We start from the raw sequence: 14,549 nt of genomic DNA, 5'->3' as shown, positions 1-14,549 counted from the left end.
GCTCAGCCCCGGCGGCGGCGCCGCTGTGCCCGGGTCGCGCGCTGCTGCCGCCGCGCGCGGGCCCGCTCGGCCAGGTCGACGGCGACCGGCGCCTCCCAGCCCCGTTCCACCGACAGCACCCGCAGGCCGGCGACCAGCACGATCACCACGGCGGCCACCGGCAGCGGCGGCAGCCCGACCGGTCCGGCCAGCACCGTGAGGGCGGTGGCGCCCAGCAGCGCGGCCACGGCGTTGTACGGGCCGGGCTGGACGATGTCGGCGCGCTGGGCCAGCAGCACGTCGCGGATCACCGCCCCGCCGACGGCGGTGAGCGTGCCGATGAAGACCACCGAGGCGCTGGGCAGCCCGGCGAGCTGGGCCTTCTGCGCGCCGATCACGGTGAAGAAGCCGAGGGTGACCGCGTCCAGCCCGACCAGCAGCCGGTTGAACCGGGACAGCACGCCGGAGAACCAGAAGGTCACCGCCGCGGTGATCGCCACGGTGGGCAGGTAGGCGGGGTCGGTCAGCGCGACCGGCGGCCCCGACGCCAGCAGGACGTCGCGGATCAGCCCGCCGCCCAGTCCGGTGCTGACCGCCAGCAGCAGGACGCCGGAGACGGCGAAGCCCTCGCGCGCGGCGAGCAGCCCGCCGGTCAGCGCCCCGATGACGATCGCGACCAGGTCGACCGCGACCGGCACGTGCAGCCCCTCGGCCGCTGCCACCAGTTCCACAGCCGCACATCATCCCGGGTGCCCGTGCGCGCCCCGCCGTCCGACCCGACCGGGTCCGCGATCCGGGCCTCACCGGGCACGAGACGGGCCGTCCTCCCTGGTCAGCGGGCCGTGCCGGGCGGCCTCCGACCGCAAGTTCCCGGTTGCACGATGAAACGCTACTGTGACTCACAGCACGCGTTCAGTCACTTCACTCCCGACAGCACCAGGTGGCCGCCCGCCCGGGCCACCGCACCACCGCGAGCCCGCCGCCGCCTTCGTGCGCCGCTGGTCCGCCGCTCTGGCCTGCACGTTCCCCGAACGAGATGGACTGACGATGAAGTCACCTGTCACCCGCCGCCGCACACACGTCGGCGCGCTCGTCACCACGGCGGTGCTGTCCGCCGGCCTGGTGGCGCCCGCCGTCGCCGCCGCGGCACCGGCGCCGCCGGCCCCCGCGGTCGCCGCGGAGCTCGCCGCCTTCCGGAACACCGCGCTGCCCTTCCAGGTCCGCGCCGCGGACCTGGTCTCCCGGATGACCCGGGCGGAGAAGATCCAGCAGTTCCGCGCCGAGCGGCAGCACAACGTCGGGGTCGCCCCCGCGATCCCGCGGCTGGGCGTCGCGGCCTACGACTACTGGAACGAGGCACTGCACGGCGTCGCCCGCGCGGCGGAGGACCCCGAGCGCAAGCTCAACCAGGGGGGCGAGGCCACCGAGTTCCCCACGGGCCTGGGCATCGCCGCCACCTGGAACCCGGAGCTGGTCAAGCGGATGGCGTCGGCGACCTCCGACGAGGCGCGCGCCATGAACAACTTCGCCTCCCCGGGCGTGGCCGCGGCCAACAAGGGCCTGACCTACTGGTCGCCCACGATCAACATGGACCGCGACCCGCGCTGGGGCCGGGCCGAGGAGACCTACGGCGAGGACCCGTTCCTCACCTCCGCGATCGGCGGGCAGTTCGTCGTCGGCATGCAGGGTGAGGACGAGAAGTACCTCAAGACGGTCGCCACCCCCAAGCACTACCTGGCCAACAACTCCGAGAACAACCGGCACACCGGCAGCTCGAACGTCAGCGAGGCGGAGCTGCGCGAGTACTACACGCCGGCCTTCGCCGCGCTGGTGGGCGAGTACGGCGCCGGGTCGCTGATGACCTCCTACAACGAGGTCAACGGCACGCCGGTCTCGGCCAGCAAGGAGCTGGTGGAGGACCTCGCGCGGCGCACCTTCGGCTTCGACGGCACCGTCGTGTCCGACTGCGACGCCGTCCGCGACGTCTGGCAGACCTCCAACCACAACTGGACGCCGCCGGGCTTCGCGGCACCGCTGACAGCCCCGCAGGCCGTGGCCTGGACGCTGAAGACGGGCGTCGACCTGGACTGCATGGACCAGGACTACCCGAACCACCTGGAGCAGTCCCACGCCGAGGGGAACGTCACCGAGGCGGACATGGACGTCTCGCTGACCCGCACGTTCACCATCCGCATGCGGACCGGCGAGTTCGACCCGGCCGACCAGGTGCCGTGGCGCAACGGCGACTACACGATCGAGAACCAGGTCTCCAGCCCTGAGCACCTCGCGATCTCGCAGCAGATGAGCGACGAGGCCGTCGTCCTGCTGAAGAACGACGCCCCGGCGGGTGCGGCCCCGGCCCTGCCGCTGACGGCGGAGGACGCGGACAGCGTCGTCGTCGTGGGTCCGCTGGCCACCACCGAGGTGCACGGCGACTACTCGCCCACCCGCATCGCCGAGAACTCCAACGCGCTGCAGGGCATCGAGGAGGCGGTGGCGGCGAGCAACCCCGGCGCCGAGGTCACCTACATCTCGGGCATGAACAAGACGGGCCTGGAGAACAAGCGCAAGCCCTCCATCGGCTCGCCCGTCGCCCCGGCCGCCGGTCAGGCGGCCACGCCCGCCGCGGTGCGCTTCCTCGACGCCGCCGGCAACGAGCTGGGCCGGGTGAGCCCGGAGACGATCCTGCGCAGCGACATGTTCTCCGGCTGGCGCGGCGTGCAGCCGTGGAGCAACCCGGCGACCGCCTACAACAGCATGCAGACCCTCGGTGCGTGGAACGGCTGGTTCGGCGCCGACGTCCAGGTCCCGGCCGGCACCGCCAGCGTCGAGGTCCGGCAGGGCAGCGCCACCTCGACCCTCGAGGGCGGCCGCTTCGACGTCCGGGTCGGCTCGCGCGACGGTGCGGTCGCGGGCTCCGTGCCCGCCGCGGGCGCCACGGCGGCGACGGCGTACAGCGGCCCCACGGGCGCGCAGACGCTGTACTTCGTCTACGAGAACGACTCCTTCCAACCCCAGCTCACGCCGGAGGAGCAGCAGACCATCCGTGACGCTGACGCGGTCGTCACCTACGTGGGCACCATCGCGGGCAACAACTCGACGACCCCGGCCATCGCCGGCAACCCCTCGGACTCCTCCGAGGACGAGGACCGGCCCGACATCGAGCTGCCCCGTGGGCAGGCCGACCTGGTCAGCACCGTCGCCGCGCTCAACCCGCGCACGGTGGCGTGGATCCAATCGGTGAGCACCGTGGACATCGAGCCCTTCAAGGACTCGGCCGCGGCGATCGTGTGGTCGACCTACAACGGCATGTACCAGGGCGACACGGTGGGCCGGGTGCTGTTCGGCACCGTCAACCCCAACGGCAAGCTGCCCTTCACGCAGTATTCGGACATCGAGCAGCTCGCCGACGCCCGCGACTACGTGATGACCCCCACCGAGGGGCGCAACGGGCGCAGCTACCAGTACTTCACCGGTGACGTGACCTACCCGTTCGGCCACGGGCTCTCGTACTCGCAGTTCGAGTACTCGAACCTCCAGATCGACCGGAAGCACGCCGACCCGGACGACACGGTGACCGCCACGGTCGACGTCCGCAACACCTCCGACGTCGACGGCGCCGAGGTGGTGCAGGCCTACGTGTCCTCGCCGAAGGCGGGGGACGCCACGCGGCCCGACCAGCAGCTGAAGAGCTTCGAGAAGGTGTCCGTGCCCGCCGGTGAGACCCGCACCGTCTCGCTGGAGATCGACGGCGAGGACCTCTGGTCCTGGGACACCGCCAAGGACCGCAAGACCTGGGACCGGGGCCGCTGGACCCTGCGGGTGGGGGCGTCCTCGGACACCTCGAAGGCCCTGACCTCGACGTTCACCCTGGGCGGGGCGCTCAAGCCCGGCATCGGTGTCGTGGCCGCGGTGCCCGACGGCGTGGTGCTCAACACCGCGACGCCGGACAACGCCATCCACGCCAACCTCTCCGCCACGCGGGACGACGACTCGTTCTACGACCTGTCCAAGTCCAACGTCCGGTACGAGAGCTCGGACCCAGCGGTCGCGAAGGTGGACCGGACCGGTGCCGTGCGGCCGGTCGGTGCCGGCGTCGCGACGATCACCGCCACGGTGGTCGCCGGGGGCGACACGCAGTCGACCAGCTTCCCGGTGGTCGTGCGCAACGGCGCCCTGGTCGACGGCGACGTGACGCTGCACGACCACCTGGTGTCCTTCGCGGACTCCACGGTCGCGGCGCGTGACGCCCGGCGCGGTGTGGCGCTGACGGCCGGGCTCACCCCGGCTGCCGAGGGCGTGACCTACACCTATCGCCTGGCGCTCAACGAGGACAACACCGCGGGGGCGACGGTGACCCCCGACGGGCGGCTCACCGCCACCCAGCGCGGCGTCGTCCGGGTGACCGTGGTGGCCGACCTGGCCGGCGCGAAGTACTCGCGGACGGCCACGGTGACGGTCAAGTAGCCGTCTCCCGGCAGGCAGACCACTGCCCCGGTGCCCGTACGGGCACCGGGGCAGTGGTCTGTCCGCGTCCGGGTGCCGGGGAGCGCGAGCTCTGCGATCTCGTGGCCACCCGGCCCGGGAGACCACGAGATCGCAGCACTCGCCCCCTAGGGGCGAAGGTGGCCACTTCCGCCCTCAGGGGACGGCGTCACTGGGCGGGGGCGACCGCCAGGTCTGTGGCGGTGGCGGGCTGCTGGGGCTCGCCGCCGGCGCGGCGGAGGGCGGCGTCGTGCGCGGCCATCTCCGCCTGCCGGGCCGGCTCCTCGGTCAGCAGCGCGGCGTTGAGCCACGGCTCGGGGGTGCCGAAGGCGTCGACCAGGGTGCGCATGTGCGGCCGCAGCTCGCGGAGCAGGTCGTTGACCACGCTGGTGAGCGTCTTGGCCCGCGCCGGGGTGAGCCGGCCGTGCTGCAGGAACCAGCCCTTCTCCGCCTCGATGGTGGTCAGCGCGTACAGGTCGCACACCCGCCCGAGCAGGGCCTTCGCGGCCGGGTCGGGGGTCCGCTCGATGCCGGCGACGAACGCCTCGAGCACGACCCGGTCCACGTGGGCCTGCGCGGTGGCCAGCACGTGGTCCTGGACGTCGTTGAAGACGTCGAACGGCCGGTCGCGCTTGGTGGCGGCGTTCTTCCGCAGCCGCTTCACGGCTCCGTCCAGCAGGTGCTGCTCGCGGTCCTCGAAGGCGCGCAGCTGCCAGCCGCGGTCGAGCATCGAGGTGTCCTCGTCCCGGCGGGGGACCGCGTCGACCAGTCGCTGGATCAGCCCGCGGGCGGCGGTGCGCTCCAGCACGGTCTCCCGCACCTGGTCGGCGACGAACTGCGCGCGACCCCAGCCGTCGAGCGAGCCGAAGGCGTCCCGGTAGCCGGTGAGCAGGCCCTTGGCGACCAGCTGCATGAGCACCGTGTTGTCGCCCTCGAAGGTGGTGAAGACGTCGACGTCGGCGCGCAGGCCCGGCAGCCGGTTCTCCGCCAGGTAGCCCGCGCCGCCGCACGCCTCGCGGCACAGCTGGACGGTCGCCGTGGCGTGCCAGGTCTGCACGGCCTTGAGCCCGGCGGCGCGTGACTCCAGCTCCCGCTGCGCAGCGTCGTCCGGCTCCCGGGCCGACAGCACGTCGTGCATCGTGCTGGTCAGCTCCTCCTGCGCAAAGGCCAACGCATAGGTGCGGGCCAGCGCGGGCAGCAGCTTGCGCTGGTGCACCAGGTAGTCGTTGACGACCACCTCGCGGTCCTCGCCGGGGGCGGCGAACTGCCGCCGGACGTCGCCGTACCGGACGGCGATCTCCAGGGCCACCTTGGCCGCCGAGGAGGCCGAGCCGCCGACGCTGACCCGGCCGCGCACCAGCGTGCCGAGCATGGTGAAGAAGCGCCGGGACTCGTTCTCGATCGAGGAGCTGTAGGTGCCGTCGGCGGCCACCTGGCCGTAGCGGTCCAGCAGCATGTCCCGCGGCACGGTGACGTGGTCGAAGGACAGCCGGCCGTTGTCCACCCCGAGCAGCCCGGCCTTGGAGCCGTCGTCGCCGATGGTCACGCCGGGGGCGGGGGTGCCGTCGGCGTCCCGGATCGGCACCAGGAAGGCGTGCACGCCCCGGCCCTGCCCCTGCGTCACCAGCTGGGCGAAGACGACGGCCATCCGGCCGTCCTGCGCGGCGTTGCCGATGTAGTCCTTGCGGGCCGCGGCGTGCGGGGTGTGCAGGTCGAACGTCTGGGTCGCCGGGTCGTAGGTGCAGGTGGTGCGCAGCTGCTGGACGTCGGAGCCGTGTCCGGTCTCGGTCATGGCGAAGCAGCCGGGCAGGTCGAAGCCGATGATCGCCGGCAGGTACACGTCGTGCTGGCGCTGGTTGCCCAGTGCCTGCACCGCGCCACCGAACAGCCCCCACTGCACACCGGCCTTGACCATCAGCGAGAGGTCGGCGAGCGCGAGCATCTCGATCGCGGCGACCGAGCCGCCGGCGTCGTCCGAGCCGCCGTACGCGGCCGGGAAGGCCAGCCCGACCTGGCCGGTGGCGGCCAGCTTCGCGACCAGCGCGGTGATCCGGGCCCGGGCCTGCTCCATCGTCTCCCCGTGGACCACCGCGTACTCGGCGGTGCCCAGCAGATCGCGGGCGTCCTGGCGGACGTGCGCCCAACGGCCGTCGAGCACCTGCTGGATCGCGCGGGGGTCGACGGGCTGGAGTGCGGGGCTGCCGGTCATCTGTCCTCCAGGGGGGTGTGCGGGGTGACGACGCCACCGAGCCCGGCCCAGGCCAGGTCGGTCAGCGACGCGGCGAGCTGGGAGCGGGGCATCGGGCGGTCGGCGCGCAGCCACCAGTCGGCGGCGGCGCGGATCCCGCCGATGACGCTGTGCCCCCACGGGACGGCGGCGGCGGTGTCCTGCCCGGCGCGGCGCAGGGCGGCGGCGACCATCTGGCCCAGCTCGTCGCCGACGAGGTCGGAGAGGCTGGTCAGCGGGTCCTCGCCGTCGGTGGGGAGCTGGTGGGAGACCACGAAGCGGTAGACCTCGGGGTCGGCCTCCAGGAAGTGCAGGTAGGTGTCGACCGCGGCGGCGACCATCTCGCGCGGGTGGCCGCTGCTGCCCACGGCCTCGCGCAGCTTGCGGGTCAGCTGCTCGGCGACCCGGGTGCAGACGGCGACGTAGAGCTCGTTGCGGTCGGTGAAGTGCCGGTAGACGACGGTCTTGGAGGTCCCTGCCTCGGCGGCGATCTCGTCCATCCCGACGCCCGCGCCGTGCTTGCCGACGGCGGCGAGGGTGGCCTGCACCAGCTGCTCGCGCCGGGTGCGGCGGTGCTCGTCCCAGCGCGTGCTGCGCCGGTCGCGCGGCGTCGTCGTCGGAGCGTCCACGGGACGAACGGTACCTGGTACTTTGAGTACCGCCCACCACCCATGAGGGCCATGTCGGCGAACATGGCCGGAAGACCAACGGAGGTCCTCGATGGCAGCGCAGACCCGCAAGGCCGCGATCGTGGGGGGCAACCGCACCCCGTTCGCCCGCGCCAACTCCGTCTACGCCCGGGCGAGCAACCAGGACATGCTCACCGCGGCGATCGACGGCCTGGTCGCCCGCTTCGGGCTGCAGGACGCCCAGGTCGGCGAGGTCGTCGCCGGTGCGGTGCTCAAGCACTCCCGGGACTTCAACCTGACCCGCGAGGCGGTGCTCGGCTCCCGGCTGTCCGCGGCGACGCCGGCCTACGACGTCCAGCAGGCGTGCGGCACCGGGCTGGAGGCGGCCGTGCTGGTCGCCAACAAGATCGCCCTGGGCCAGGTCGAGTCGGGCGTCGCCGGCGGCGTCGACACCGCCTCCGACGCCCCGGTCGCGGTGAACGAGGACCTGCGCCGGGTGCTCATGGAGCTCAACCGCGCCAAGACCCTGCAGCAGCGGCTCAAGGCGCTCAGCGGTCTGCGGCCCGGGCACCTGTCGCCGTCGGTGCCGAGCACGTCCGAGCCGCGCACCGGGCTGTCGATGGGCGAGCACGCCGCGGTCACCGCCGCGCACTGGGGCATCGGCCGCACCGAACAGGACGAGCTCGCGCTGGCCTCGCACCGGAACCTGGCCGCCGCCTACGAGCGCGGCTTCTTCGACGACCTGGTCACCCCTTACCTGGGCCTGGCGCGGGACAACAACCTGCGGCCGGACACCTCGATGGAGAAGCTGGGCAAGCTCAAGCCGGTGTTCGGGAAGGGCGCCGACGCCACGATGACGGCGGGCAACTCCACGCCCCTCACCGACGGGGCCTCGGCCGTGCTGCTGGCCAGCGACGAGTGGGCCGCCGAGCGCGGGCTGCCGGTGCTGGCCCACCTGGTCGACGCGCAGACCGCGGCGGTCGACCACGTGCACGGCGGCGAGGGCCTGCTGATGGCGCCGGTCCACGCCGTCCCGGTGCTGCTGGCCCGCAACGGCCTCACGCTGCAGGACTTCGACTTCTACGAGGTGCACGAGGCCTTCGCCTCCACCGTGCTCGCCACGCTCAAGGCGTGGGAGGACGACGCCTACTGCAAGGAGACGCTCGGCCTGGACGGCGCGCTCGGGTCGATCGACCGGTCGAAGCTCAACGTCGCCGGCTCCTCGCTGGCCGCCGGGCACCCGTTCGCCGCGACCGGCGGGCGGATCGTGGCGACGCTGGCCAAGCTGCTGGCCGAGGCCGGCCCGGGCAAGCGCGGGCTGATCAGCATCTGCGCCGCCGGCGGCCAGGGCGTCGTCGCGATCCTCGAGTCCTGACCTCGTCCGGGTCGACCCGGACGACCTGACGTGGAGCCGGGCCACGGCGCGGCTCAACGTCAGGCCACGCGGCTCGACCCGGCCACGGCAGGGTGGAGCCGCATGCGCACGCGGCTTGACCCTGTTCCGCGCGGCCTGACCCGGCCGCACCTACGTGAGGACGACGACATGAGCGACTGGTACCGCGACTTCGCCAACTCCGGCCTCGGCGCGACGATCACCAAGCAGCTCGGCCTGCCCCGGCCGGTGGAGCTGCGCCGCTTCGAGCCGGGTCAGCCGCTGCTGCCCGGCCCCGCCGTGGTCGGCTCCGCCGGGCAGGGGCGACTGCAGGAACAGCTGACCACCCTGCTGATCGACGCCGGGGTGACGGTGAGCAGCCCGACCGCGGACGGCGAGCGGCTGTCCGCCGTCCTGCTCGACGCCACCGGGCTCACCGGCCCCGCCGACCTGGCCGGCGCACACGCGCTGCTCGCCCCGGCGGTCAAGCGGCTGGCACCCAGCGGCCGGGTGCTGGTGCTCGCCGACCCGCCCGCCGACGCCGACTCCCCGGCGCAGGCCGCGGCCCGGCAGGCGCTGGAGGGCCTGGTCCGCTCACTGGCCAAGGAGCTGCGCGCGGGCGCCACCGCGAACCTGGTGCTGGTGCCCGCCGGTGCGGAGGCAGGCCTGGCCGGGCCGGTGCGGTTCTTCCTCTCCGGCCGCTCGGCCTACGTCGACGGGCAGGTGCTCACCCTCGCCGCGGCCGACGTCCCGGCCGGCCAGGACGAGGACCGCCCGCTCGCCGGGAGGACCGCGGTGGTCACCGGCGCCGCCCGCGGCATCGGTGCGGCGATCGCCCGGGTGCTGTCCCGCGACGGCGCGCACGTGGTGCTGGTCGACGTCCCGGCGGCGGGGGAGTCCCTCGCCGCGGTGGCCAACGAGGTCGGCGGGACGGCGGTCGCCATGGACATCACCGCCCCCGACGCCGGACCGCGGCTGGCCCGCCAGCTCCTCGCGCGGCACGGCGGTGCCGACGTCGTGGTGCACAACGCCGGCATCACCCGGGACAAGCTGCTGGTCAACATGGACGCCGACCGCTGGAACGCCGTGCTGGCGGTGAACCTGCAGGCCCAGCTCGACCTGACCCAGGCGCTGCTGGACACCGAGGGCGCGCTCAAGGCCGGCGCCCGGGTGGTCAGCGTCAGTTCGCAGTCGGGCATCGCCGGCAACCGCGGGCAGACCAACTACGCGGCGTCCAAGGCCGGGATCATCGGCATGGTGCGCGCCTGGGCGCCGGCGTTCGCCGAGCGCGGGGCCACGGTCAACGCCGTCGCGCCCGGGTTCATCGTCACCGAGATGACGGCGGGGATGCCGCTGGGCACCCGGGAGATCGGCGCGCGGCTGAACTCGCTGCAGCAGGGCGGGCTGCCGGTCGACGTCGCCGAGACGATCGCCTGGCTCGCCCAGCCGGCCAGTGCCGGGGTCAACGGCCAGGTCGTGCGGGTCTGCGGCCAGTCGCTGGTGGGCGCGTGACGGCCCCGTCCTTGCCCCGGCTCTTCGTGCGGGCCGCGCTCACCGCGCGCGGCCGGGGCGGCGAGCTGCCCGGCACCCGGCTGGCCCGGGCCAGGGTCACCGTCGACCCCGCGCGACTGGCCGACTACTCGGCGGTCTGCGGGTACCCGCTCACCGGCGCGCTGCCGGTGACCTTCCCGCACCTGCTGGCCTTCCCGCTGCAGACCGCGCTGATGACCGAGCGGGCGTTCCCGCTGGCGCTGCCCGGTCTCGTGCACGTGCGGCAGCAGGTCTCGGTGGTCCGGCCGATCGGGGCGGACGAGGCGCTGGACGTCGAGGTGTGGGCCGAGCGGTTGTCTAGTCACCGGCGCGGTGCCACCGTCGACCTGTGCGCGGCGGTCTCAGCCGGCGGTGCCGAGGTGTGGCGGGGCCGGTCGACCTACCTGGCCCGCGGTGCGACGGTACCCGACGGCGCCCCGGAGGCCGACGTCGACGTGCCCGTGGGCGCGCTGGACCGCACCAGCGCGCGCTGGCGGGTCCCCGCGGACGCCGGACGGCGCTACGCCCGGGTCTCCGGCGACGTGAACCCGATCCACCTCTCGGCGCTGAGCGCGCGGCTGTTCGGCTTCCCGCGGGCGATCGCGCACGGCATGTGGGTGGAGGCACGCGCACTGGCCGCGCTGGCCGGCCGGCTGCCCGACGCGCTCACCGTCGACGTCGCCTTCCGCAAGCCGCTGCTGCTGCCCTCGACCGTCGATCTGGCCACCGCCCGCGCCGGCGAGGGCTGGGACCTCGCCGTCCGGAGCCGGGACACCGAGCACCTGATCGGCACCGTCCGTCCCACCTGACCCATCTCGCGTGGTGGAGCCGGACGCTCCCGCCACCTCGCTTACGCTCGCCTGCGGCGTGCAGCTGTCGTGCGTCACGAGGACAACCGGGGAGGGCACCGTGGACCCGAGCCGTGGTCGGCGTGACGAGCAGGACCGCACCCAGCGGATGGACCTGGTGTCCGGTGGGCGCAGCGTGCGCGGCGGACTGCCGCCGGTGCCGGGCCGCCCGGCCGTGCCGCCGAGGACGCCGCACCGGGAGGCCGAGACCGACCAGCAGCCCGACCTGCGCTGGGACGAGACGGCGACCGGCGTCCGGTACCAGGACGACCGCTACGACGACGACCGGTACGACGACCGGTACGACGACGACTGGCACGAGGACGACGACGCCCCCGCCGGCCGGCGCCCCCGCGACCCGCTGTGGCAGGTCGCGGTGCGCGGCTTCGGCCAGCTGCTGGTGACCGCCGGGCTCGTGGTGATGCTGTTCGTGTTCTACGAGGTCTACGTGACCGACTTCCTCAACGACCGCACGCAGGGCCAGCTCAGCGACCAGATCCACGAGCAGTGGGACGCCGCACCGGCCACCGACCCCGCCGCCGAGCAGGTGGCCCCGCCGGTGGGTGCCCCGGTCGCCGTCGTGCACATCCCGCGGCTGGGTGAGGACTACGAGAAGGTCGTCCTGGAGGGCACCACCGAGGACGAGCTGTCCCAGGGGCCGGGCCGCTACGTGGACAGCGCGCTGCCCGGGCAGCAGGGCAACTTCGCCCTGGCCGGCCACCGGGTGGGCAAGGGCTCACCGTTCCTCGACGCCGACAAGCTGCTGCCCGGCGACCCGATCGTGGTCGAGACCGCCTCCAGCTGGTACGTCTACCGGGTGCTCGGCACCCCGGGGACGACCGACTACGGCGTGGACGCCAACGGCGTGCCCGGCCAGCAGATCGTCACCCCCGACCAGGTCGCCGTCATCAACCCGGTGCCCGGCGGCACCGCCGACGCGGCGCCGGCCGGCGCCTACCTGACCCTGACCACGTGCCACCCGAAGTACTCGGCGCGGCAGCGGCTCATCGTGCACGCGGTCCTCGACGGCGGCCCCATCAGCAAGACCGAGGCGCCCGACGGCCCTCCGGCACTCCAGGAGGGCTGACCCGTGTACGGCTGGATCTGGCGACACCTGCCCGGCCCGACGGCGAGCAAGGCGGTGCTGGCCCTGGTGCTGGTGCTCGCGGTGGTCGCCCTGCTGCTCTTCGTCGTCTTCCCCTACGTCGAGCCCCGGCTGCCCTTCAACGACGTCACCGTCGACCAGTAGAAGGGCCCCGCTGCCCCTCCCACCTCGCAAGCTCGGCGTGAGCCTCTGCAGCGGGGCCGGAGGGCCTGCGGGGTCCTGTGGGCTGGGGGGTCAGCGGCCGCTGCGGCTGGGGCGGCGGCCCTGGCGGGAGCCGGAGCGTGAACCGGGACGCGACGAGCGGCCGGCGCCCTCGCGGGGCGCACCGTCGCGGCCGGGGCCACGGCCCTTGGCCGGGCCGGCGCTGCAGGGGCGGCAGGTGGTGAACCACGGCGCGATGGACGTGCCGCACTCCATGCACTTGCCCGACCGGCCGATGGCGATCGCGTCGGGCAGCAGCTCGGTGATCGTCTCGGCGCAGGCGTCCTCGAGGTCGGCGGCGTCGTCGCTGTCGAGTCCGGCGACGCCGGGGAACTGGCGCAGCAGGGTCTGGGCGTCCCGGGCCGCGGCCGCGGTCTGCTCGTAGTCCTCGACGGTGCCCTTGACCGGGTACTCCGGCAGGATCGTCTCGACCGGCACCGGCAGGCCGATGGCGTGCTGCAGCGCGGCGCGGGCCAGCACCAGCCAGCGGGTGCGCCGCGGCGGGTTGTAGTCGATCGCCAGGTTGACCAGGCGCCAGACGGTCTGCAGGTCACCGGCCTCGCCGAGCGGCCCCTTGAGCATGGGCAGCAGGGCGTGCACGCGCAGCACCAGGCTGGTCACGTCGTCGGCGGTCATGCCCTCGTCGCGGGTGGCGGCGCGGGCCCAGGCCGACCAGCGGGTCAGCGCCTCGGGCAGGTCCACGGCCTCGTGGGCGCCGAGGTCCTCCAGCTCCGGGCGCAGTCGCGGCATGCGCTTGGGCAGGTCGCTCATCTCGTCGCCGCGAGCGACAGCGGCACCGGCGCCGACCAGGGCGCCGACCGGCTTGAGCCCGGCGACCCCGATCAGGATGCCGACCTGGCCGTGACCGGTGAGGCCGTAGCGGCCGGCGCGCCCGGCGATCTGGGCGACCTCCCAGGTGCGCAGCGGGCGCAGCTCCTGGCCGTCGAACTTGGTGGTGTCGGCGAACAGCACGGTGGTGGCCGGGACGTTGATGCCGTGACCGATGACGTCGGTGGTGACCAGGACGTCGAGCTCGCCCTTGGTGAACCGGTCGATGACGTCGCGGCGGGTGGCCGGGGGCAGCGCGCCGTAGAGGACGCCGACCTTGCCCGGGCGGTGCTGGTCGAGCTCCGCGGCGACGGCGTAGACCGTCTTGCGGGAGAAGGCGACGACCAGCGTCTGCGGCTTGACGCCGTCGGCCCGCACGGGGGAGCGGAGGACGTCGAGGCGGGACAGTCGCTTGTGGTTGACGACCTGCACCTGCTGGGCGTCGGTCACCAGCGGCTTGAGCACCAGGTAGGCCTCGGCGGCGGAGATCAGGTGCATCTCGCGGTACTCGCCGGTGAGCAGCAGCCGGGCCCAGTGGTGGCCGCGGTCGGGGTCGGTGACCCAGTGCGACTCGTCGAGGACGAGCATCTCGCCGCGGTCGGGGGCCTTCTCCACGGTGCAGCAGACGATCGGCGCGTGCGGGTCGATCTCCTCCTCGCCGGTGGACAGACCCACGGTGCCGGCGGGCAGCTGCGCGGAGAGCTTGGCGTAGGCCTCGTGTGCCAGCTGGCGCAGCGGCGCGGCGTAGACGCCCGAGCCGGTGGCGGCCAGCGCCTGCAGCGACTCGTAGGTCTTGCCGGAGTTCGTGGGGCCGAGGTGGAAGACGACCTTCTCGGGCCGGGTGGCGCGGGTGGGCAGCTCCGGGGCGGCGCCGTCGACCCAGATCTGCTGGGCGCGCTTCTCGTCGCGGGCGGCGGTGCGGTCGGCGTCGCGGGCCGCGGTCTGGCGGGCTGCGGAGCGCTCGCGGCGGCGAGCGGGGGCGTTCGGGGGGACGGTCACGGGCAGGCAGGTCCATTCGAAGGCTGGGGCAGGCGGGAGGAGATCGACGCGCGTGGGCGCGGACCTTCACGGAGTGGAACGCCGCCGTCCCGTACATCATGCCCTACTGAGAGAGCAGACGGCTCCCGGCGGGATGTTAGGCAGGAACTGACCACCGATCAAGGGTCGATGATCCGACCAGGTGTCGTTCCGCAGTCAGATCCTGCCCATGATCTGCACAGATGTGCGCAGGTCACGATCCGATAACGCGACGCACCATCGGCTCGGCGGGTCGTGGTGGCCAGGGTCGTCGGTGGTCTGGTGCCCCCAGCGCCCGGACCTCCGGGTGACGAGCCCGGCGTCCCGG

10 protein-coding genes are annotated in these 14,549 nt (G+C 73.8%); 6 read left to right on the top strand and 4 right to left on the bottom strand.

Translation table 11 applies throughout. The features are described from left to right. Positions 1-2 precede the first annotated feature (2 nt). Entirely contained in the window at positions 3-710 is a 708-nt protein-coding gene (locus O2W14_RS18915; protein WP_269177679.1) for a trimeric intracellular cation channel family protein, read from the bottom strand. 316 nt (positions 711-1,026) lie between these two features. On the opposite strand from O2W14_RS18915, the gene O2W14_RS18910 reads away from it, so the two are divergent. Further along, positions 1,027-4,446: a glycoside hydrolase family 3 N-terminal domain-containing protein gene (locus O2W14_RS18910; RefSeq protein WP_269177678.1), complete on the top strand. Its 3,420-nt coding sequence runs from the start codon at positions 1,027-1,029 to the stop codon at positions 4,444-4,446. Positions 4,447-4,633: 187 nt separating this feature from the next. On the opposite strand, the gene O2W14_RS18905 is transcribed toward O2W14_RS18910, so the two are convergent. Both O2W14_RS18905 and O2W14_RS18900 read right to left on the bottom strand, forming a co-directional pair. Beyond that, the gene (locus O2W14_RS18905; RefSeq protein ID WP_269177677.1) at positions 4,634-6,673 is read right to left on the bottom strand and encodes an acyl-CoA dehydrogenase family protein; all 2,040 of its coding nucleotides are present in this window, start codon (positions 6,671-6,673) and stop codon (positions 4,634-4,636) included. After that, a complete protein-coding gene (locus O2W14_RS18900) occupies positions 6,670-7,320 on the bottom strand; it encodes a TetR family transcriptional regulator (protein ID WP_269177676.1) in 651 nt (216 codons plus the stop codon). Before O2W14_RS18900 ends, O2W14_RS18905 begins: the two co-directional genes overlap by 4 nt. A 91-nt stretch (positions 7,321-7,411) precedes the next feature. Here O2W14_RS18900 and O2W14_RS18895 point away from each other — a divergent pair, with 91 nt between their 5' ends. The 5 genes from O2W14_RS18895 to O2W14_RS18875 all read left to right on the top strand — a co-directional run bounded on the left by O2W14_RS18895 (position 7,412) and on the right by O2W14_RS18875 (position 12,319). Then, positions 7,412-8,695, top strand: a complete 1,284-nt coding sequence (locus tag O2W14_RS18895) for an acetyl-CoA C-acetyltransferase (RefSeq protein WP_269177675.1) — start codon at positions 7,412-7,414, stop codon at positions 8,693-8,695. Positions 8,696-8,863: 168 nt separating this feature from the next. After that, positions 8,864-10,204 carry a 3-oxoacyl-ACP reductase gene (locus O2W14_RS18890; protein WP_269177674.1) on the top strand — a complete coding sequence of 447 codons (1,341 nt, stop codon included), beginning with the start codon at positions 8,864-8,866 and terminating at the stop codon, positions 10,202-10,204. Continuing rightward, positions 10,201-11,031, top strand: coding sequence for a MaoC/PaaZ C-terminal domain-containing protein (locus tag O2W14_RS18885; protein WP_269177673.1), 831 nt, complete (start codon positions 10,201-10,203; stop codon positions 11,029-11,031). Before O2W14_RS18890 ends, O2W14_RS18885 begins: the two co-directional genes overlap by 4 nt. Positions 11,032-11,131: 100 nt before the next feature. Then, the gene (locus O2W14_RS18880; RefSeq protein ID WP_269177672.1) at positions 11,132-12,157 is read left to right on the top strand and encodes a class E sortase; all 1,026 of its coding nucleotides are present in this window, start codon (positions 11,132-11,134) and stop codon (positions 12,155-12,157) included. 3 nt (positions 12,158-12,160) lie between these two features. Then, positions 12,161-12,319, top strand: a complete 159-nt coding sequence (locus O2W14_RS18875; RefSeq protein ID WP_269177671.1) for a hypothetical protein — start codon at positions 12,161-12,163, stop codon at positions 12,317-12,319. Between the two features lie 90 nt (positions 12,320-12,409). Here the strand turns inward: O2W14_RS18875 and O2W14_RS18870 are convergent, their stop codons facing one another. Beyond that, positions 12,410-14,203, bottom strand: coding sequence for a helicase-related protein (locus O2W14_RS18870; protein ID WP_269177670.1), 1,794 nt, complete (start codon positions 14,201-14,203; stop codon positions 12,410-12,412). Positions 14,204-14,549: the final 346 nt, after the last annotated feature.

The organism is Modestobacter sp. VKM Ac-2986 (assembly GCF_026967795.1).
Lineage (GTDB): Bacteria > Actinomycetota > Actinomycetes > Mycobacteriales > Geodermatophilaceae > Modestobacter.
Note: the sequence above shows the minus strand (reverse complement) of the source record. Positions and strands in the feature narration are given on the sequence as shown.